At 34.7% G+C, this 20,166-nt stretch carries 20 protein-coding genes and 1 pseudogene; 17 read left to right on the top strand and 4 right to left on the bottom strand.

Annotated features, from left to right (window positions below; translation table 11 throughout):
* Nucleotides 1-15: 15 nt before the first annotated feature.
* Complete coding sequence (locus tag FSZ17_RS19235) at nt 16-660, bottom strand: YhcN/YlaJ family sporulation lipoprotein (RefSeq protein ID WP_057773920.1); 645 nt, start codon at nt 658-660, stop codon at nt 16-18.
* Between the two features lie 123 nt (nt 661-783).
* Here FSZ17_RS19235 and FSZ17_RS19230 point away from each other — a divergent pair, with 123 nt between their 5' ends.
* A complete protein-coding gene (locus FSZ17_RS19230; protein ID WP_057773357.1) occupies nt 784-1,059 on the top strand; it encodes a YutD family protein in 276 nt (91 codons plus the stop codon).
* 315 nt (nt 1,060-1,374) lie between these two features.
* Here the strand turns inward: FSZ17_RS19230 and FSZ17_RS19225 are convergent, their stop codons facing one another.
* Nucleotides 1,375-1,626, bottom strand: a complete 252-nt coding sequence (locus FSZ17_RS19225) for a hypothetical protein (protein WP_057773355.1) — start codon at nt 1,624-1,626, stop codon at nt 1,375-1,377.
* A 106-nt stretch (nt 1,627-1,732) separates the two neighbouring features.
* Nucleotides 1,733-1,999, bottom strand: a complete 267-nt coding sequence (locus FSZ17_RS19220) for a DUF3055 domain-containing protein (RefSeq protein ID WP_057773353.1) — start codon at nt 1,997-1,999, stop codon at nt 1,733-1,735.
* 342 nt (nt 2,000-2,341) lie between these two features.
* On the opposite strand from FSZ17_RS19220, the gene FSZ17_RS19215 reads away from it, so the two are divergent.
* The 6 genes from FSZ17_RS19215 (at nt 2,342) to FSZ17_RS19190 (ending at nt 7,559) form a co-directional block, all read left to right on the top strand.
* On the top strand, nt 2,342-3,646 hold the full coding sequence (locus FSZ17_RS19215; RefSeq protein ID WP_057773351.1) for an EAL domain-containing protein: 1,305 nt from the start codon (nt 2,342-2,344) through the stop codon (nt 3,644-3,646).
* Nucleotides 3,647-3,665: 19 nt separating this feature from the next.
* Entirely contained in the window at nt 3,666-4,103 is a 438-nt protein-coding gene (hepT, locus tag FSZ17_RS19210) for a type VII toxin-antitoxin system HepT family RNase toxin (RefSeq protein WP_057773348.1), read from the top strand.
* A gap of 25 nt (nt 4,104-4,128) precedes the next feature.
* The gene (locus FSZ17_RS19205; RefSeq protein WP_057773346.1) at nt 4,129-4,893 is read left to right on the top strand and encodes a TIGR01457 family HAD-type hydrolase; all 765 of its coding nucleotides are present in this window, start codon (nt 4,129-4,131) and stop codon (nt 4,891-4,893) included.
* A 326-nt stretch (nt 4,894-5,219) separates the two neighbouring features.
* Nucleotides 5,220-5,933 carry a YveK family protein gene (locus FSZ17_RS19200; RefSeq protein WP_057773344.1) on the top strand — a complete coding sequence of 238 codons (714 nt, stop codon included), beginning with the start codon at nt 5,220-5,222 and terminating at the stop codon, nt 5,931-5,933.
* Nucleotides 5,934-5,950: 17 nt separating this feature from the next.
* On the top strand, nt 5,951-6,652 hold the full coding sequence (locus FSZ17_RS19195) for a CpsD/CapB family tyrosine-protein kinase (RefSeq protein WP_407643414.1): 702 nt from the start codon (nt 5,951-5,953) through the stop codon (nt 6,650-6,652).
* Between the two features lie 139 nt (nt 6,653-6,791).
* A complete protein-coding gene (locus tag FSZ17_RS19190; protein ID WP_057773342.1) occupies nt 6,792-7,559 on the top strand; it encodes a tyrosine-protein phosphatase in 768 nt (255 codons plus the stop codon).
* A gap of 232 nt (nt 7,560-7,791) precedes the next feature.
* On the opposite strand, the gene FSZ17_RS19185 is transcribed toward FSZ17_RS19190, so the two are convergent.
* Nucleotides 7,792-8,478 (bottom strand): WbqC family protein, encoded by a 687-nt coding sequence (locus FSZ17_RS19185; RefSeq protein WP_057773340.1) that lies wholly within the window; start codon nt 8,476-8,478, stop codon nt 7,792-7,794.
* A gap of 324 nt (nt 8,479-8,802) precedes the next feature.
* Between FSZ17_RS19185 and FSZ17_RS19180 the strand changes: the two genes are divergently transcribed.
* From FSZ17_RS19180 to FSZ17_RS19140, 10 genes and pseudogenes are all read left to right on the top strand, one after another.
* Nucleotides 8,803-10,083, top strand: coding sequence for a DUF4910 domain-containing protein (locus tag FSZ17_RS19180; protein ID WP_057773338.1), 1,281 nt, complete (start codon nt 8,803-8,805; stop codon nt 10,081-10,083).
* 311 nt (nt 10,084-10,394) lie between these two features.
* Nucleotides 10,395-11,063 (top strand): PIG-L deacetylase family protein, encoded by a 669-nt coding sequence (locus FSZ17_RS19175; protein WP_057773336.1) that lies wholly within the window; start codon nt 10,395-10,397, stop codon nt 11,061-11,063.
* A gap of 379 nt (nt 11,064-11,442) precedes the next feature.
* Nucleotides 11,443-13,272, top strand: coding sequence for a polysaccharide biosynthesis protein (locus FSZ17_RS19170; RefSeq protein ID WP_057773334.1), 1,830 nt, complete (start codon nt 11,443-11,445; stop codon nt 13,270-13,272).
* Nucleotides 13,273-13,314: 42 nt separating this feature from the next.
* Nucleotides 13,315-13,914: pseudogene (locus FSZ17_RS23805) on the top strand (sugar transferase); the annotation flags it as partial.
* Nucleotides 13,915-13,926: 12 nt separating this feature from the next.
* On the top strand, nt 13,927-14,964 hold the full coding sequence (locus tag FSZ17_RS24025; RefSeq protein ID WP_322107619.1) for a lipid II:glycine glycyltransferase FemX: 1,038 nt from the start codon (nt 13,927-13,929) through the stop codon (nt 14,962-14,964).
* A gap of 50 nt (nt 14,965-15,014) precedes the next feature.
* The gene (locus FSZ17_RS19160) at nt 15,015-16,178 is read left to right on the top strand and encodes a DegT/DnrJ/EryC1/StrS family aminotransferase (RefSeq protein WP_057773332.1); all 1,164 of its coding nucleotides are present in this window, start codon (nt 15,015-15,017) and stop codon (nt 16,176-16,178) included.
* A complete protein-coding gene (gene pseB / locus FSZ17_RS19155; protein WP_057773330.1) occupies nt 16,159-17,139 on the top strand; it encodes a UDP-N-acetylglucosamine 4,6-dehydratase (inverting) in 981 nt (326 codons plus the stop codon). The genes FSZ17_RS19160 and pseB overlap by 20 nt, the downstream gene beginning before the upstream one ends.
* Nucleotides 17,140-18,324 (top strand): UDP-4-amino-4,6-dideoxy-N-acetyl-beta-L-altrosamine transaminase, encoded by a 1,185-nt coding sequence (pseC, locus tag FSZ17_RS19150; RefSeq protein ID WP_057773328.1) that lies wholly within the window; start codon nt 17,140-17,142, stop codon nt 18,322-18,324. It abuts the gene before it with no gap.
* A gap of 37 nt (nt 18,325-18,361) precedes the next feature.
* Entirely contained in the window at nt 18,362-19,477 is a 1,116-nt protein-coding gene (gene pseG, locus FSZ17_RS19145; protein ID WP_057773327.1) for a UDP-2,4-diacetamido-2,4,6-trideoxy-beta-L-altropyranose hydrolase, read from the top strand.
* Entirely contained in the window at nt 19,392-20,153 is a 762-nt protein-coding gene (locus FSZ17_RS19140; RefSeq protein ID WP_185150645.1) for a formyltransferase family protein, read from the top strand. Before pseG ends, FSZ17_RS19140 begins: the two co-directional genes overlap by 86 nt.
* Nucleotides 20,154-20,166: the final 13 nt, after the last annotated feature.

Below are 20,166 nucleotides of genomic sequence, written 5' to 3'. Positions count from 1 at the left end.
TGTTAATAAGCGATGTCATTTTAAGTTTCGATTATCATTTTTATATTTTTCTCCAACGATCTCGCCATTTTCGTTTTCGCCGCTGCTCATTTTATTACCTTGAGGAGATTTGAGCATTTCTTTAATGACTTTGTCAATGCCATTATTTGCATTTGGGTTATTAGAGGCGAGAGTGGCAAAATTTTCAACATTTTTTCTTAATGCTGTATTATCGCTAACATAAACATGGTAAAATCTAGGGACAAAAGACATGGCCATTTTCTTCACTTGATCTGCTGTTTCATTTCGATTTTGGGAGTCAGTATCATAAATAATTAGTACTTCCTCATCTGTAACGAGTGTTGAAACATCATCAACATTTGAAATATCTGTGCAATTTTGTGAAATGATGTCGGCTAATTGCTCTCTATCCAATGCTGCATACTTATTATTAGAAACATTTTCGCCCATTACATTGCTTTTTTGGTGACGAACATAGCCGAAATCAGCACTTTTATCCGTTTGCCCATTGTCACGATTATATAGCTCGGAACGCTGGTTATTGACATTTATAGTATTGCCGCTACTCTCGTATATTCCGTCTCCAGCCATTTCCTTGTTTTGACAGGCAGTTAACGCGGAAAGACCGCATAACCCTAAGATGATTAGTGATTTTTTTATTTGAAACACCTCCTCATATATAGAATAACCATGCAAATCGTTTTTTCTCTTAGAAATTGATGGAGTATCAGCTATAATTTATAATAGGAAGAATATACTCGTTTTTAACATGAGGTGATAAATATGATTTGGATAAATAATGTTTGCTATGAAGTGATAGAAGATCAGCGAGATGGGTTTAATGAAGAAGCCTTTCGGGGAAGATATAGTGATATATTGACTAGATATGATTATATAGTAGGGGATTGGGGCTACGGGCAGCTTCGTTTGCGCGGCTTCTTTGATGATCAAAATCAAAAGGCGACCTTTGATACGAAAATAAGTACGTTAACAGAATATTTATATGAATTTTGTAATTTTGGCTGTGCGTATTTTGTCGCAAAAAAAGTGGATAAGTAATAGTGAAAAGGCAATCAATCATTAACCGATTGCCTTTTTTAAAAATAAAGTATGGCTTTTTGCAGTTTGAGAAATGTCTAGCTCCACAAGGAAGGCTTCGATAGCGAATGCATCGCACGACTAAAAGCGACAGCTTTTAGGAGGAGCACCTACCCCCTCGAGGTCACAAACCAATTCTTACAGAAAGGTAAAGAGCACCTTTCTGTAAGGCTCGTCTTATGCTTGTCGGACTTGCACAGGATGTGCTGACGTCGATGTTCGCCACAGGACGTGGAGATTTTTAGTCGACGTTCATTTTCAGGTGCTTCCGCTTTTCTATTCATCGTGAGGAGGATGGGCTCCTTCCATTTGACGAGGGAGGTCTTCATGTAAGGTTTTATTTTCATAATTAAAGGCGCTAAGCTTGCGCTGCCCCTCACGCCATGGTGTACTTTTATTTTCAACTGGTTTATCCCTATTGAACTGAGAACCGTAAGCTCCCTCCGGCAATTCTTCGGCTGTAAGATCATTCCTTTGAGATTCCACGTTTGAAAAGTCACTGAATTCACTTTGGTCCTTATCATTCATGATGATCACCTCTCATAATAATCGGTACGTCAAAAAGGAGAACCCTAGTGGATAGAGGTTCTCCTTTATTATTTGTGATTTCGGTTATTATAAACACAATAAAAGACTAAACTAACTCAAAAAGAAAAGAGCGTAATTCTTCAGCATCTTCCTCGGAAAGATTAAATGCGTATTCTAAGTAGCCCTCTTCTTTTAAATCATCTGTTCCAATAATCGCAAAACGGTTGCTTTGAATATCAAGTACGATATGTTTTCCATAGTAACGATCTGATTGAATAATGGCTAAATCAAACCGTTGATTTTCTCCCATAAAGCTAACAAAGCGCGTCTTTGTATCTACCGTATCATCGTATAAAAAAAATCGTTCGGACATATTTGTTTACCCCTTTGATTTGTAATATGAAAGAATTCCCTTTTGAAATTTGAGAAATGTCTAGCTCCAGCGCCTACCCCCTCGAGGTCATAAGCCAATCCTCTCAGAAAGGTAAAGAACACCTTTCAGAGAGGCTCGTCTTATGCTTGTCGGGGGTGATCAAGGCGCTTGCGCTTTTCTATATCTATACTATCAGAACGAAATGAAAATCTCACGGCTTTATCTTTAGATCATAATTTATTGGTTTAATAAATCTTTCAAAGATTGGAAAAAATAATCGAATTTTGTGATAAAATGGTGACATATGCCAATACAAACGCTGCATCTGAGAGGAATGAATTCATGGGCCATCAATATAAAAAGAAAAAGATAAATCTTAAAAAATGGATGAAACTTTTCTTGCCAATAGATAAAATTCGATTTTATCCCCCGCAATTTATTATCCGTGATCCCATCATGAAAGGGGTTAAAAAGGCGTTTGATAGTGGTGAGGAAGTGGCCGTCATTGTTTTCAATATCAAAAATTTACGTGAATTGTCTGAGCAGCTAGGAGAGCAAGGCTATACTCAATTTATTACATTACTAAAGAAAACCTTCCAAGAAATAATTGAGGGAGAAATCGGTAGTAAAGAAATAATTGCTCTCCATGATTATTCAAGTGATGGCTTAACATTATTTATGAAAATAAATCATGAATACCATTGTGTGAATGAAATAGATCAAAAAATGAAAAAGATCTTACGAAATTCAGAGAAAAAGCTTCATGAAGAGATGCCGCTTGCCCGTCCAATATTTGAAACTGGCTATATGTTTATAGAGAAAAAGCATTACTCCATTCAAGAAGCGATCATGAAAGCTCATCAGCAAGCACTTGCGATGGCAGAGAAACGCGTTCAAACAGAGTTTAATGAAATGTTATATTCTGTCAGCAAAATCGTTTCCCAAAAGGAAATTAGTCTGCTTGCCCAGCCGATAATTGATTTAGCAACAGGAGAGGTTCGAGCTTGGGAAATGCTCACACGTGGACCGAAGGGATCTGTTTTGGAAAGTCCCCTACAGCTTTTTTCTGTAGCTAGACAAACAAGCATGCTTTATGATCTAGAGCTCATCGTTTTTGAAAAGACTCTTGAGCAGATAAATAATACAGGCTGCACACAGGATATTTTTATTAATTTTACTCCGATTACATTAGGGAATAATCGATTTATTCGTGATATAAAAAAATTACTTGCAAAAAATAAAAATATTTCTCCACGCCAATTAACACTAGAAATAACAGAACGTGATTCGATTGAAGGGATGGAGAACTTCCTATACAATATAAAGGTATTGAGAATGTTAGGCTTTAGGTTAGCTATCGATGATACAGGTGCGGGCTACGCAAGCTTACATTCTATAAGTGAAATTATGCCTGATATCATTAAGATTGATCGATCTGTTATTCAAGATATTGATAAAAATACTGTTAAAGAGTCTATGTTAAAAGGACTTCTATTAGTTGCAAGGGAAGTAGGCTCATTAGTTGTCGCAGAAGGAATTGAAAATGAAGCGGAAGCGTCAGTCCTTTCTAGAAATAAGGTTGATTTAGCTCAAGGGTATTATTACGCACGCCCGAAAGCTCTTATGAAAGGTTTAATGTCATCGTAAGGAAAGAAAGGTGAAACTTATGTATTTTGTTGATCGTGAAAAAATAGAAACGACACTTGTTTATTTAGAGCAGCAATTTACTCTATTTGAACAAATCGATAATTTGGATTCAGAACTTGAAATAGCAGCCATGGAACGGACTAGCCAAATGATTATCGAAGCGATTCTCGATGTCGGAAATGCGATGATCGATGGGTTTATTATGCGCGATCCAGGCAGCTATGAAGATATTGTCGACATTTTAGACGATGAAAAGGTCATACATGATGAGCTTACGAAGAGCTGTAAGCAAATTATTAAGTACCGGAAAATGCTTGTTCAAAATTATACAGACATTAATCATGAGGAAGTAAAAGCCGTATTTAGTGAGCATTTACCGATCATTAAGGAATTCCCAGAAAAAATAAGGAAATACTTACTTAATGAGCTCGGGCCAGTGTCTGCTTTTCGGAATTAACCATGGAATTAAGGAATGATAAGGAATGAAATATAAAGGATATTTAATCGATTTAGACGGTACGATGTATCGGGGGACAGAGTTGATCAAGGAAGCGGCTGATTTTGTTAATAAACTACGTGAGCTTGATTTGCCGTATCTCTTTGTTACGAATAATTCTTCAAGGACACCTGCCCAAGTAGCAGAGAAACTTAGAAAATTTAAGATATCTGCTGAAGATGAGCAAGTATTTACAACGAGCATGGCAACGGCAAATTACATATTTGAACAAAAGCATGACGCTTCTGTATACGTAATTGGAGAAGAAGGCATTAGAGCTGCTTTGGAAGAAAAGGGATTACGATTTTCGGAGAAGCATGCGGATTATGTTGTGGTTGGAATTGACCGCACAATTAATTATGAGAAGCTTGCAACTGCATGCCTTGCAGTTCGTAATGGAGCTACCTTTATTTCAACAAATGGAGATATCGCGATCCCGACAGAAAGAGGGCTTCTCCCTGGAAACGGATCATTAACTTCCGTGATTACTGTTTCAACGCAAACGAAACCTGTTTTTATCGGTAAGCCTGAATCGATCATTATGGAACAAGCTTTACAAGTACTTGGCACGAAAAAAGAAGAAACGCTCATGGTTGGGGATAATTACGATACCGATATTTTAGCTGGAATGAATGCTGGGATGGACACATTACTCGTTCATACTGGAGTAACGACGAAGGAATTGCTTTCAGGATATGAAAAGAAGCCTACCTATGTTGTTAATTCTCTTGATTATTGGGAGTTTTTGTAGAATAACCAAATTGTAATGATGGTCGAAAGACATTTATCTCAGATATTGGAAGGAATAATATCTGGGCTTCAAGAATACTATTTTTTCTAATAATAATGCCTCTAATAGAAGGGTGGAGATTTTTTCTCGTCCCTTTTATTAGAGGCTTTTGTGTTTTACTTTTAGGAATAAGTTTAAATGCAAATATGCCATTGTTTTACCATTCCGGGGCTCGCAAATTTGGGAGTTTTCTTTTAATAATGGTCATTAATTTTATACATATAAATATAATATGATATCGAGAATACATCAGGCTTATTCAATATCAGTATGTGGAGGTCGTATTGATGGGAGAGAGCATAAGGATCCAAGAAATATTAAGAATCATTCGTAAACGTTTATTACTTGTAGTATCCATTACATTATTGTCAGTTCTAATTAGTGGAATAATAAGCTATCTTTTCTTAACTCCAATTTACGAATCTTCCACTCAATTGTTAATTAACAAAACGAAATCTGAACAACCGACTGGCAGCACGATAAATGTTCAAGAAAACCTAGAATTAATCAATACGTATCGAGTGATAATCAAAAGTCCTGCCATTTTAGATTTAGTAAAGAACGAAATGAATTTAGATAGATCGATAAAAGAACTTAGTGATCAAGTCAGTATCTCAAGTGAACAAAACTCACAAGTAGTGAACCTTACTGTCCAAGACACGGATCAAAAAAATGCTGTAGAAATAGCAAACACGATAGCAAGAGTTTTTCAGAATGAAGTAAAAGTAATCATGAATGTGGATAATGTGACAATTTTATCAACTGCAAATGTAGAAGCTAGTCAAGAGCCAATTAAGCCTCGCCCGATATTAAACATGTTGATTACATTTACGGCTAGTTTATTAGCGATGATTGGAATAGTGTTTCTTTTAGAATATTTTGATGATACCATCAAGTCGGAAAATGATATTAAATCTTTTTTAGAATTACCTATATTGGGATCAATTCCATTGAAAACTATTAAAGATTTTCAGGATGAGGAGAGGAAAAATTCTTTTTAGAAGGGAGCAAAGGGTCTGTGGAAATTCAGAATTTTCTTAACGGAAAAGAAAAAATAAATACAAGAAAACTAGTCACAATTTTTAATCCAAAATCGCCCATATCTGAACAATACCGAACCATTCGGACAAATATTGAATATTCTAATATCGAAAGAGAAAACCGAATCATTATGGTAACATCTTCAACCCCTGGAGAAGGTAAAACCACTACTTCTTCAAACTTAGCTGTTGTGTTTTCACAGCAAGGGAAAAAAGTATTATTAATAGATGCCGACTTTCGAAAACCAATGGTTCATAACGTTTTTGGTAAACAGAATTTTTTTGGTTTAACATCCGTTATTATTAAAAATAAACCTTTAATAGAATCTGTACAATCAACACATATAAAAAATCTTTATGTTTTGACTAGCGGACCTGTAACTCCTAATCCCTCGGAGTTACTTAGTTCACAGTCAATGAGTGATCTATTAGCAGAGATTAGGAGACATTTTGATTTTGTTATTATTGATACACCACCAATCCTTCCAGTAACTGATGCTCAAATACTTGCTAATCAGTGTGATGGAGTCATATTAGTTATTAATTTTGGTAAGACAAAAATTGAACAGGCACAAAAGGCCAAATCTTTATTACTAAATGTAAAAGCCAGAATACTAGGAGCGGTCCTCAACAACACAAAGGGAAAGTATAAAGAGTATTATTATGATCATAATAATTAAACATACCTATCAATCTCAAACACTTGAAAAATTTTGTGGCAGATTAACGGGCTGGCCAACAAAAACGACACGTCTTGAGCGCCGGAAAACCCCCAATGATTGAAGTTTCACTCTATTCCAAGCAGAGGAGGGGAAGATAGTGATTGATATTCATTGTCATATTCTCCCTGGGGTTGATGATGGAGCAAAAGATCTTATTGAAAGCATTGGAATGGCTAAACATGCATTTAGTAAAGGAATAACAACTATTTTTGCAACACCTCATCATAAAACTGAATGGCATAATAATGAGGCTAACAGTATTCTTGAAAAAGTTAATATCCTGAATATGAACTTAAAAAGAAAAAAAATTCCCGTTAACATTTTACCCGGTCAAGAACCTCGAATTTACGGAGAGCTTCTTAAAGATTATAAAGCAGGGAAAATTATGACGTTAAATAATCAACATAAATATTTATTAATTGAATTACCAGACTCACATGTTCCCTCTTATGCTGAACAACTATTATTCAATATTCAATTGGAAGGAATCATACCCATCATCGTGCATCCTGAGAGAAATGATCAGATAAGAGAGAATCCGAATATTTTACATGAATTAGTAAAAAATGGAGCGGTTACTCAAATTACAGCCTCTAATCTGATTGGTCAAAATGGAAAGCAGCTTAAAAATTTCTCTTTACAATTAATCTTTCACAATTTAACTCATTTTATTGCATCTGACTCACATCGTTTATCTAGGAACTCGTTTAAATTGAATGAAGCTTTTGAGGTAATTAATGAAGAGTTAGGATCGGATTATGTCAATTTATTTTTAGAAAATACTAGAGTACTTCTTGATGGAAAAGGAATGTATAGAGAAGAACCTACTACAATGAAAATAAAAAAATGGTTTTATTTTTTTTGAATAATCATAGTTTGTTTAATTACCTCGGAGAGACTGCCATCTCTTCGGGGTATTTTTATTCTCCGCACTCCAGGAAGTATTAGTATCTCTACATTGTCAACATAATTCTCCCTAAATATAGCAACATAAAATTTTCCTAAAACAACTAAAAACACTGCCAATAAAAATGGCAGCGGACATCCTCGTTACGTTACGGTAGATTGATAAGAAACCATCATCCGAAATTGATTTTTTAACAACGTTGATTTCTAATCATTTGAATAGTTTCAGGACCGCAATGAAAAATCATATCTATGATCGAAAGGTTAGGGATAAAATCTCCCCAGCTTTGAGCATACTTTGGGTGTTTAAAGTCTTGATAATTGAGTTGGATTTTATTTTCTTGGAACTCTTTTTCATTATTATATGCCTTTGCACCTGTACCGGATAAGTAAACTTTTCCATTTAGATGCTTAACAATGTTTAAAATCCTAGTATGCCCCTTACCAAAGTTAGTTTGAAAATCGGACTCTAGCATTATAACTGTATTTAAGTTTAGGAGAGCCTTAATATGATTAATTAAAGCAAGATTTAAGTCAATAAGTTTTTCCCAGTGAGTATTATAAATTTGTTCAAAGCCTTCCTTATACTTATTCCAATATATACTCTTTTTATAATTGTTCTGAATGGTCTCCCAATGTTTTTTTTTCCAATTTTGGCTATTATCTATTCTAAGTTCATTTATAGGAATTACTTTTTCTGTTAAAGGCACCGTTAACCATAAAGAGCCTTTAGATGTTTTTATTTTATTCCTATTTGTTTCATTGCTGCTGTTTGAATGATTTGCTTTATCTAATATGACAAATATATCGGCCTGGTCCATTTTATCAAAGTATCCAATCCATGGAAGGAAATTTGGCTGATGAATCGCAATTTTCATGATATGTAACTCCACCTCTCACGATTAAGCTTAATAGCTATGAAAATAGTTTTCAGACCATCTTCATTTAGGCATTAGTACATCTTATGAACCATAAAGGTTAAATTGACTAAAAATTTTAAAAAGCAAATAAAAGAATGGAATAGGAGCAAAAAAATAGTAAGCGATAATGATTGCATTTTGACTAAATGTCATAAAGTCATTTTATATTTTTTTGTGAATATATTGTCATAAGTCCACTGCATTAGTTTGAGATTCAATTATTTTAATAAAAAAAGATAATATTAAATTCTAGAAGGAAAATTGAACTAGGAGGAGACCTAGATGAATCACAGCACTGAAGGAAATTGGATGTACGAATTAATGTCAAGGCTCTATCCAATTTGCCGCAGTATCACAGGAGATGGAGTAAGAGAAACGCTGCAAATCATTCAAAATCATATTCCAATTACCATTCATGAAGTTGCTACCGGTACAAAAGTATTCGATTGGGAAATACCCAAAGAATGGAATATCATAGATGCATATATTCTTGACGAGGAAGGAAATAAAATCATAGATTTCAAAGACAATAACCTTCATGTTGTTAGCTATTCCATTCCTGTTGATAAATATGTCGATTTAGACGAATTGCAACAACACTTATACTCCATAGAAGAACAACCAGATGCAATTCCGTATATTACCTCATACTATAAGGAAAGATGGGGCTTCTGTATTTCTCATAATCAAAGGAAAATCTTGAAAGAAGGTAAATATCGGGTATGTATAGATAGTGAATTAAAGAATGGCCATTTAACATATGGTGAACTAATATTACCTGGAAATACTGAACAAGAAATTTTCCTGTCTACATATATTTGCCACCCTTCTATGGCAAATAATGAATTATCTGGCCCAGTCGTAACAACTTTTCTTGCAAAATGGATATTGAGCAAGCCTAGAAAATATACTTACCGGATCATATTTATTCCAGAAACAATTGGTTCTATTACTTACTTGAGCAAAAACTTAGAAAAAATGAAAGAGAGAGTTATAGCTGGATTTAATTTAACGTGTTCAGGAGATGAAAGAAGTTATTCTTACTTGCCGTCTAGATATGGGAATACACTGGCAGATAAGGTTTCCTTGAATGTGTTAAAGCATAAGCATCCAGATTATAAAAGATACTCTTTTCTTCAAAGGGGAAGCGATGAAAGACAATATTGCAGTCCAGGAATTGATCTGCCAATAGTTAGCATTATGCGGACAAAATATGGGGAATATCCTGAATACCATACTTCTTTAGATAATTTAGACTTGGTTACTCCAAACGGTCTACAGGGAACTTACGATGTATTAAAAGATTGTATTGAATTATTGGAAATAAATGAAAAATATCAAAGTAATTGTTTAGGTGAACCTCAGCTTGGAAAGCGGGGGCTGTATCCAACAATTGGTCTGAAAATAACACCAGAAGAGGTGAAGAATATTGTGAACTTTCTTGCCTACGCTGATGGTACCAATGATTTAATTGATATCAGCAATATTATTAATGTACCAGTAAGTGATCTTTCCCCTATTATAGCTAAGCTTTATGATCTTCAGTTAATTTCTGAATTATGACTGTTGGAAGCTTAGTGTTGATAATACTATTTTGTTGTTGATTCTCGCTGCAGGCGCGAGTTCCTCGAAAATGCTAACGCATTTTCTTCGTGCGGTGATTATTCTAGGAAGCTTATTCAATGTCCTGCGGGAAATGCGAGTCAAAGGAAGACCCCGCAGGAGCGCTCTTCGACGAGGAGGCTTCCGGACCGCCCGCGATCGCTAAGTGCCTGCAGCGGAAATCAACAGGGATGTTTAACACAGCCAAACTTTAAAAAAATATTAAAGAAGCAATATGGATAAAAATTACTTGAGTTAAGGAGTCATTAATTATGAGAGTTTTGGTGATTGCAGCCCATCCGGATGATGAGCTGCTGGGTCTTGGCGGAACGATTGCTAAGCATGCGAGCATAGGAGATGAAGTACATGTCTTAATGATAACAGAAGGTTCTTCAACTCAATATAAAGATCAGCCAGAAATGATTGAGCAAAAAAAAAGGGAAATTACAAATGTTAAAAACATCTTAAGTTTTTCTGAAGTACACTTCGTCAATTTACCTGACATGAAGCTGGATACTCTGGCCCATATTGAGATAAATAGTCCAATAACAAAAGCCGTCAATAAGCTTCAGCCTGAAGTTGTATACACACACTTCTATGGAGATGTTAACAAAGATCACCGTGTTATTTTTGAATCTACGATGGTAGCTGTTCGCCCAGCGGCAGGTTCTTCGATAAAGAAAGTAATCTGCTATAATACTCCTTCTTCAACAGAGTGGAATATTCAACGGGGACATACAGCTTTTATGCCTAATATGTATGTAGACATTACTGATTTCTTGGATAAAAAGCTAGAAGCACTTACTCAATATAAGAGCGAGATGAGAGATTACCCTCATCCGAGATCTCCAGAATCTATTAGATTTCATGCTAATTATTGGGGGAGTCATATTGGAGTGAAAGCTGCAGAAGCGTTTATGATAGTGAGAGAGATTAGATAAAGTGAAAAGATGATATTACTGATTTTAAGATTTCCTCTGCCTATTACATTGGTAGCGGATTTTTTTTTTTTTTTAAGAATGAATGACATGAAATTAAATTTTGAAAGGATTAATTATATGTATTAATTGAAAAAGGTACTATCGTGATTCTTTATAAAGTCCAAACATTCCATTGGTATATATGTGTTTAAGGAATAATTTGGTTTTAAATAATCGAAGATGTTCTTAACAAAGAAGTGTAGTCATATTCTATTATAAACAACAACTACCAATCTTTATGAATGATGTACTACATCATATTCTAAGCAGTAATACTATTTCCTTCATTATATCAACCCTTAAAAAAGAGAAATAGTTATTCGATTGGAGGGCTACAGCATTGTCTTACCGGTATCGCCTTTCTCTTTTTATTTTAGGAGATCTTTTTCTTATTATCGGTTTATTTATCTTTAGTCGTTGGCTATTAAACGATACAGCAACAAATCCTTTTGATTACTTAAGACTGATGGAGAAAGATGAAGTTATACCAATAGTACTTTTCTCATTTATCTATTTCCTCATAGCATTCGGATTTAAGCTGCATAGAAAAGCATGGGAGCATGGAAGTGTAAAAGATGTAACGCAGATTATTCTTGTTACTACTTTATCAATGTTTATTTTTTTTGTCATTCAAACAATAGTAAATGCAGATACCAGTTTTCGCCCGCTTTTATTATTTTGGTTATTATTTTCGATGCTTATTTGTGGATCACGCTTCATTTGGAAAATATTTTTGAATCGGTTAGTAATAGATAATTCTAATAAGAAAAGAACATTAATTGTTGGTGCAGGATCAGCAGGTACGTTGTTAGTCAGGCACTTTATTACCAATAGTTCTGAAAAATTTTATCCTGTAGCCTTTATTGATGATAATCCGCATAAACAAAAACTTGAAATTTACGGTGTTCCGGTTGTTGGTTCAGCGAAAGATATTGAAATGGTTGTACAGAAACTAAAAATTGAACACATAATCATCGCAATTCCCTCTTTAAAGAAACAACATCTAAATGAGATTCTAAACAAATGTGTAAAAACAAACGTAAAAACACAAACAATGCCAATGCTTGAAGATATTGTGGAAGGTAAAAGCACTTTTAATGAAGTACGTGATATTCAAATTAATGATTTATTAGGCAGGGAGCCTGTTATCCTTGATGATTTAAGCATTTCGGATTCAATTACCGACAAAGTAATTTTAGTAACTGGAGCAGGTGGTTCAATTGGATCAGAGGTTTGCAGGCAAATAGCAAATTTTAAACCTTCCAAAATTATCTTATTAGGTCATGGTGAAAACAGTATTTATCATATTGATTTGGAAATGAGAGAAAAGTTCGAGAATGACTTTGAAATTATTCCTGAAATAGCGGATATTCAAGATCGCGAGAAGATATTTGAAATCATTGAAAAATATCAGCCTGATACGATTTATCATGCTGCTGCTCATAAACACGTACATCTTATGGAATGGAATCCAGAAGAAGCTGTCAAGAATAATGTGATTGGAACAAAAAATTTAGCTGAAGCCTCTCATGTTCATCGAGTAAGTAACTTTGTCATGATTTCATCAGATAAAGCTGTAAATCCAACAGGTGTAATGGGTGCAACAAAAAGGCTGGCAGAAATGATTATTCAGGATCTTAATGAAAAAAGCCGAACAAAGTTTGTAGCAGTAAGGTTTGGTAATGTACTAGGCAGTAGAGGAAGTGTCATACCTTTATTCATCAGACAAATTCAAAAAGGTGGTCCAGTAACAGTGACACATCCGGATATGGTTCGATACTTTATGACCATTCCAGAAGCGGCCAGATTAGTTATTCAAGCTGGCGCGTTAGCGAAAGGCGGAGAAATTTTTATACTAGATATGGGAGAACCGGTAAGAATACTAGACCTCGTTCAGAATTTAATTCGATTATCAGGATACAAACTAGATGAAATCAGTATTGTTTTTACAGGAATACGCCCTGGTGAAAAATTGGTTGAAGAACTTCTATCAACAGATGAAATGATTGACAAACAAGTCCATTCAAAAATCTATGTTGGAAAAGCCGGTCCTATTGAAATTGATCTGATTGAAGTATTGATTTCAACTTATAATAATATGCAAAAAGAGGAACTAAGAAAAAAGCTGTTATACATTGCAAGGTCAAAGGTATTAGGAGGTAAAACTTAAAAGCTCTTTAATCAACAACTAGTATTTAATGGAGATGTTTTTATGAAGAAATGCATTGACCTTTTATTAGCGTTCTTTTTACTAATCGTCCTATCCCCCGTATTTATTATCATATCATTCATGATTTATATGAAATTGGGATCTCCCATCATCTTTAAACAACTTCGACCTGGATATAAAGAAAAGCCTTTTTATTTATATAAATTTCGCTCCATGACAGACTTGAGAGATGAAAATGGTCACTTATTACCCGATGAAATGAGGCTTACTCCTTTCGGGCAATGGCTGAGAAATTATAGTATTGATGAACTACCCCAACTCGTTAATGTTTTAAAAGGAGATATCAGTATAGTTGGACCAAGGCCCTTACTAATGGAATACCTCCCTCTATATAATTCTGAACAGGCTAAAAGACATCTTGTCCATCCAGGAATAACAGGCTGGGTCCAAGTGAATGGAAGAAATCAATTAACCTGGGAAGAAAGGTTCAAATTAGATGTTTGGTATGTAGAAAACCAAAGTCTTTGGTTAGACATTAAGATCATGTTCCTAACCTTAAAGAAAGTACTAAAAAAGGAGGGTATTCATCATGAAGGTCATGCTACAATGTACGACTTCACTGGAAATGAACAAAACAAAGAAGGAATCAATAAAATGTTTAAGATAGTAGATACAGCAGAAGAATGGAATGGAATATTAGCAGATTTTAAACATTTAGACGTATTTTATTGTCATGAGTATACCCAGTTGTTCGCGAAGGTTGAGCAAGGAGCGGCAAAAGCAGCTTTTTATGAGAATAATGACACAAAAATTTTATACCCATTTATTTTACGAGATATCTCTATCTTTGGTGAACAACAAAAAGATATAGTGACACCATATGGATATGGTGGTCCATATATCGAAGGAAGTAACGAAGAGATAAAAAAATTTTACTCTGAATTTTCTAAATATTGCAAAGGAAATGACATTATTACCGAAACTATCCGTTTACACCCACTTTATAAAAATAAAGAGTACGTAAAAGAAGTGATGGATATACGATATATTGGAAAATCAATTGCTGTCGATCTTAAACAGCCATACAAAGATATATGGATGGACTATTCAAAAAATAATCAAAGAAATATTAAAAAAGCAAAAGAATCAGGAATGTCTGCTGAAATTGTGCCTAAAACAACGGAAAATATTGCGAAATTCCATCATTTATATGAATCAACAATGAATAGAAAAAACGCTGCTGAAATGTACTTTTTTTCTGAGGATTTTTTTTGTGAATTACTATCTGATGATACATTGTATGAATCATTTCTTCTATTTGTCCAATATCAAAATAAGGTGATTGCAGGATTAATTTTATTAATTGGAAAGGAAATTGCTCATTATCAATTTGGCGGTTCTAATTATGATTACCTGCATTTAAAACCAAATAATTTATTATTTGATTATATGATCAGATTTTGTCAGGAAAAAGGAGCAAAATTTCTTCATCTAGGAGGAGGACACCAATTTAAAAATGATGGCTTATACCGATTTAAATCATCATTTTCAAATTGTCCCGATTATTCATACTACTTAGGGACAAAGATTTATAATCAAGAGATTTTTGATCAAATAAATGAAATGGCTTCAAACCATGAGTCTTTTAATCAAAACTTCTTCCCTCCTTATCGTAGTGTTTTATCAAAATAGAATTGGTTTTACATTTTCTTTAAATACAAACTTTTTAGAGGTGTAAACAGTTGAAAAAAATTTTACTTTCCACACCCCATTTGACTGGAAATGAACAAGAGTATATAAATCATGCAATTGAATCCAATTGGGTTGCCCCGTTAGGACCAAACGTAGACAGCTTTGAAAAAGAAATTGCCGATTACGCAGGGTCTAAAGGTGCAGTAGCATTAAGCTCTGGTACGGCTGCTATTCATTTGGCACTCAATTTACTAGGAGTTGGAAAAGGGGATATCGTTTTTTGCTCAACTTTAACGTTTATTGCAAGTGCAAATCCTATTATTTATCAAGGCGCCACCCCTGTATTTATCGATTCTGAACCAGAAACATGGAATTTATCACCGACTGCGTTAGAAAAAGCTTTAATTGAGGCGAAGAAAAATAATAAATTGCCTAAGGCTGTGATCGTTGTTCATTTATTTGGTCAGCCTGCAAAGTTAGATGAAATTATAAGTATTTGCAGCCATTACAACATTCCTATCATTGAAGATGCAGCTGAATCAATGGGAAGTTTATATAAAGGGAAGCAAACAGGGACCTTTGGAGAATTTGGAATCTATTCTTTTAATGGCAATAAAATCATTACAACATCAGGTGGAGGAGCACTTGTATCTGATGATATTAACGCATTAAACAGGGCAAGATTTTTAGCCTCACAGGCAAGGGAGCCTGAAATTCATTACGAGCATAAATACATTGGTTATAACTATCGTATGAGCAATATATTAGCTGGGATAGGAAGGGCTCAGCTTAAAGGACTAGATGAACGCATCCATTTACGTAGAAATATTTTTGAAAGATACGAAGAAAAGCTTGGAAGTATAAAAGGTATCAAATTTATGCCTGAATTAAAGGATACAAAGTCCAATAGATGGTTAACGGCTTTTACAATCAATAACACAGATAATAGTATGAGTCCATCTAAATTAATAAGGTTTTTAAGTGAGCAAAATATTGAAGCCAGACCAATTTGGAAACCATTGCACTTACAGCCAGTATTTAAGGATTGCCAATGCTATGATCATTTTGAAAAAGAGAACTTTTCTGTTTCATTGTTTAATAGTGGTATTTGTATTCCATCAGGATCGAATCTTTCTTTTGATGATCAAGATAGAGTGATAGAAAACATCAAAAAAGCTATTGTGGAGGATTCCTATGGAAAGAATGATAGGTAAGACAATCTTAGTAACAGGCGGCACAGGATCTTTTGGGAAAAATTTTATACAAAAAGTCCTCGAAAAGAATGTAAAAAAAGTGATTATTTACAGCCGTGATGAGTTAAAACAATACGAAATGGCCCAAGAATTCAAAGATCCAAGACTAAGGTTTTTTATAGGGGATGTTCGTGATAAGGACCGTTTGTATCGTGCATTTGATGGTGTTGATATAGTCATTCATGCTGCTGCCTTAAAGCATGTAGGTGCTTGTGAGTATAACCCTTTTGAGGCTATTAAAACGAATATATATGGCGCTCAAAACATTATAGAAGCTGCCATTGACAAAGGAGTTGAGCGGGTAATTGCGCTTAGCACTGATAAAGCGGCAAATCCGGTTAATCTTTATGGGGCAACGAAGCTAGCGTCAGATAAACTTTTTGTAGCTGGTAATTCATACGTAGGTTTTAAAAATACAAAATTTTCAGTAGTTCGCTATGGAAACGTAGTCGGGAGCAGAGGTAGTGTTGTTCCTTTGTACAAAAAATTAAAAGATACTGGAAAACTGCCGATTACCGACAGAAGGATGACCCGTTTTTGGATTACATTGGACCAAGGGGTTCAATTTGTCCTAGATAGTTTAGAACGAATGCATGGGGGAGAAATATTTATTCCGAAAATCCCAAGTATGAAGGTAGAGGATTTAGCGAAAGCAATAGCACCTGAATGTCAGATAGAAGTGGTAGGAATTCGTCCTGGAGAAAAACTTCATGAAACAATGATTACAGAGGACGATGCGAGACGAACAGTGGAGTTCGAGTCATATTATCTTATTCAGCCAGAATTTCCATGGTGGTCACCTGAATTTGTTAAGGGTGGTACACAGCTCCATGATGGATTTGAATATAGAAGTGATCGAAATACGGAATGGTTGACAGTGGAAGAATTGAATGCACTTGTTAAAGACGTGGGGGCTGATTAAATGGGGGATCATATTCATTTTGGCAATATTAGAGACTCCTATTTGCCGTATGGAAGACAGTGGATTGATGCTGATGATATTCAGGCAGTCGTAAACGTTTTAAAGGGGGATTTTTTAACAACTGGTCCTTATGTACTTGAATTTGAAAGACAAGTAGCGCAATACGTCGACGCAAAATATGCGGTCGCTTTTTCAAATGGTACTGCAGCTTTGCACGCAGCCTGTTTTGCAGCAGGTATCGGAGAAGATGATGAAGTGATCACAACGCCTATGACATTTGCGGCAAGTTCAAATTGCGTTTTGTATCAAAAAGGGAAGGTGATTTTTGCTGATATTGATGAACAAACATACAATATCGATCCAGCCTCTATTAAAGATAGAATAACAAGTAAAACGAAGGCCATTATCCCTGTTGATTTTACCGGTCAGCCTGCATATATGGACCTGATTTTGAATATTGCGATGGAATTTAATCTGATCGTTATTCAAGATGCTGCCCATTCTCTAGGAGCAGCCTATAAGGGAAGAAAAATTGGCGCTCTTAGTGATATGACCATGTTCAGCTTTCATCCAGTTAAGCATATAACATCGGGTGAAGGCGGAATGATTACAACAAATAATAAAGAGTACTTTGATAAACTAATGCAATTTCGGACCCACGGAATAACAAGGGATAAGGAAAAACTCCAAAAGGATGAAGGTCCTTGGTATTACGAAATGCAATTTCTCGGCTACAATTATCGCTTGACTGATATCCAGGCTGCTTTAGGTACTAGTCAATTAACGAAAATTGATCGCTTCATAGAATTGAGAAAGAAATATGTAGATATGTACAATAAAGCGTTCAAAAACATGCCAGAAATCATCCTCCCATTTCAACATGAGCACACTGAATCAAGCTGGCATCTATATATTATCCGACTAAATCTTCACTTACTTTCTGCTGGCAGACGAGAAATTTTCGAGGCACTGCAAAAACAAAATATTGGCGTAAACGTGCATTATATTCCTGTTTATTTAAACCCGTATTACCAGGAGCTTGGCTATGAAAAAGGGTTATGTCCAAAAGCAGAAAAGTTATATAACGAAATGATCACACTCCCATTATTCCCAAGCATGACTGAACAAGATGCAGAAGACGTAATAAGAGCTGTACAGAAGACAATCACCCTTTACAGGAAATAAATGAGTATAAAAGCAAATTCACGTAAGGCGGTAAAAAATGAGATATGTTTTTCGGGTTGATGCTTCCTTCCAAATGGGAACTGGTCATGTCATGCGATGTTTAATAATTGCTGATGAACTTAAAAAACAACACCAGTGCAGTTCAATCATATTTATATGTCGGGAATTTCAAGGAAACATGATTGACTTCATCATGAAAAAAGGCTACCAAGTACGGCTGCTCCCATCTATAAACAGCACAGAAACAGCTAATTCAAAAAAAATAGACAGTTCATGGTTAGGTACATCATGGGAAAACGATGCTAAGCAAACGATTCATATTTTTAAAGAACTTCATGAACCCATTGATTGGATCATTATAGACCATTATGGAATTGATAGTAGATGGCAAAAAGAAGTAAAAGAACATGTAAATAAAATAATGGTAATAGATGATTTGGCAAATCGCTCCCATTTCTGTGATGTTATTTTAGACCAAAATTTTTATCATGACTACAACAGTCGGTATGATTCATTGGTGCCGAAGCGTTGCATAAAATTATTAGGACCAGATTATGTTTTGCTTCGCCCTGAATTTATGATCACAGAAAAGAAGGCTATAGACAAGATTAAAAAGAAAAGGAAAATATTTATTTCCTTTGGTGGAGCAGATCCAACGAACGAGACTGAAAAGGCTCTAAATGCATTAAAAAAAATAAAAACCAATCATGATCTTGAAATTGATGTAGTTGTTGGAAAAGGCAATCCTCATAAAGAAAGAATAAAAAGGATTTGTGACACTGGAAGCTTTCGTTATTTTTGTCAAGTGAATAACATAGCTCAGTTAATGGCTGATGCCGATTTAGCTATTGGTGCTGGAGGGATTTCCATCTATGAAAGATTGTATATGGGGCTACCTTCTATTACCATTTCAACGGCTGATAACCAAACGAAGGCATTAAACGACCTTGCATTAGAAGGTTATGTCTATTATTTGGGTGAGTCAAAGGAAGTATCGGAAATACTCATTGAGAATACAGTCCTACATTTTCTTCTGAATAGATTGGAGCTAAAACGATATGAGTTTAATGAGAGAAGCAATTTTCTTTGGGAGCAACTACAAAATCCTTCAAATAATCAACAGAAAGATACCGATAAAAAAGGTTTTTTGTGAGAGTGAAAATTTTAATTTAGATTTATATAATTTTACAATGCTCCACTCTATTCCAATTGAATTTGTATCTAAAAAGGGTGATATCCAATTTCACACTAATGAAAATTTAGGCATATCTTGCGGGTTTGGGCTCATTTTTAATAAAATGCATATTCAATCATTTAAAAATGGCATTTGGAATATACACTATGGAAAATTGCCTTCAATAAGAAGCCGACATCCTATTTCCTGGGCCTTTCTGCTTGGGGAAAAGGAGCTATGGGTGTCTATACATGAGATTAACGAAAAAATTGATCAAGGCTATCTCCTAGCAAAAGGAAAGGTATACAGAGATTTAAACGATTCTCATAAAGAAATTGAAGAGAAGTTTGAAAGTTTAATTGAGGCTGAATTATTGGAGCAAGCAGTAAAAAACTATTTGAATAATAAGAAAGAATTATTAGTTGGAGAGCTTTATTATGAAAATTTAATCAATAAATTTGTAAGCATTAGTCCAGAAGATTACGATAGTACATTTTTATTTCATCTGTTTAAATCACAAAAAAAATATGGCGGCGTTAAAATTCAAGGAAGAACATATACAACATGCCATTTTTTCAATAGAAATTTTAAAGAATTATACGAAGGGTATAGCATATTTACGTGCAAAGATGGAGTGAAAATCGGCATAAGGTAAATGAGGGAGGACG

This window comes from Cytobacillus dafuensis (assembly GCF_007995155.1).
Classification (GTDB): Bacteria; Bacillota; Bacilli; order Bacillales; family Cytobacillaceae; genus Cytobacillus; species Cytobacillus dafuensis.
The sequence above is the reverse complement of the archived record's forward strand: the minus strand, read 5'-3'. Positions and strand labels throughout refer to the sequence as shown.

Excerpts from the sequence above, each read along its gene's own strand:
- pseC (WP_057773328.1), top strand. The coding sequence starts at position 17,140 with ATGGGGGATCATATTCATTTTGGCAATATTAGAGACTCCTATTTGCCG.
- FSZ17_RS19205 (WP_057773346.1), top strand. The coding sequence starts at position 4,129 with ATGAAATATAAAGGATATTTAATCGATTTAGACGGTACGATGTATCGG.
- FSZ17_RS19175 (WP_057773336.1), top strand. The coding sequence starts at position 10,395 with ATGAGAGTTTTGGTGATTGCAGCCCATCCGGATGATGAGCTGCTGGGT.
- FSZ17_RS19230 (WP_057773357.1), top strand. The coding sequence starts at position 784 with ATGATTTGGATAAATAATGTTTGCTATGAAGTGATAGAAGATCAGCGA.
- FSZ17_RS19185 (WP_057773340.1), bottom strand. The coding sequence starts at position 8,478 with ATGAAAATTGCGATTCATCAGCCAAATTTCCTTCCATGGATTGGATAC.
- pseB (WP_057773330.1), top strand. The coding sequence starts at position 16,159 with ATGGAAAGAATGATAGGTAAGACAATCTTAGTAACAGGCGGCACAGGA.
- FSZ17_RS19215 (WP_057773351.1), top strand. The coding sequence starts at position 2,342 with ATGGGCCATCAATATAAAAAGAAAAAGATAAATCTTAAAAAATGGATG.
- pseG (WP_057773327.1), top strand. The coding sequence starts at position 18,362 with ATGAGATATGTTTTTCGGGTTGATGCTTCCTTCCAAATGGGAACTGGT.
- FSZ17_RS24025 (WP_322107619.1), top strand. The coding sequence starts at position 13,927 with ATGTTTAAGATAGTAGATACAGCAGAAGAATGGAATGGAATATTAGCA.
- FSZ17_RS19180 (WP_057773338.1), top strand. The coding sequence starts at position 8,803 with ATGAATCACAGCACTGAAGGAAATTGGATGTACGAATTAATGTCAAGG.
- FSZ17_RS19140 (WP_185150645.1), top strand. The coding sequence starts at position 19,392 with ATGAGAGAAGCAATTTTCTTTGGGAGCAACTACAAAATCCTTCAAATA.
- FSZ17_RS19220 (WP_057773353.1), bottom strand. The coding sequence starts at position 1,999 with ATGTCCGAACGATTTTTTTTATACGATGATACGGTAGATACAAAGACG.
- FSZ17_RS19200 (WP_057773344.1), top strand. The coding sequence starts at position 5,220 with ATGGGAGAGAGCATAAGGATCCAAGAAATATTAAGAATCATTCGTAAA.
- hepT (WP_057773348.1), top strand. The coding sequence starts at position 3,666 with ATGTATTTTGTTGATCGTGAAAAAATAGAAACGACACTTGTTTATTTA.
- FSZ17_RS19225 (WP_057773355.1), bottom strand. The coding sequence starts at position 1,626 with ATGAATGATAAGGACCAAAGTGAATTCAGTGACTTTTCAAACGTGGAA.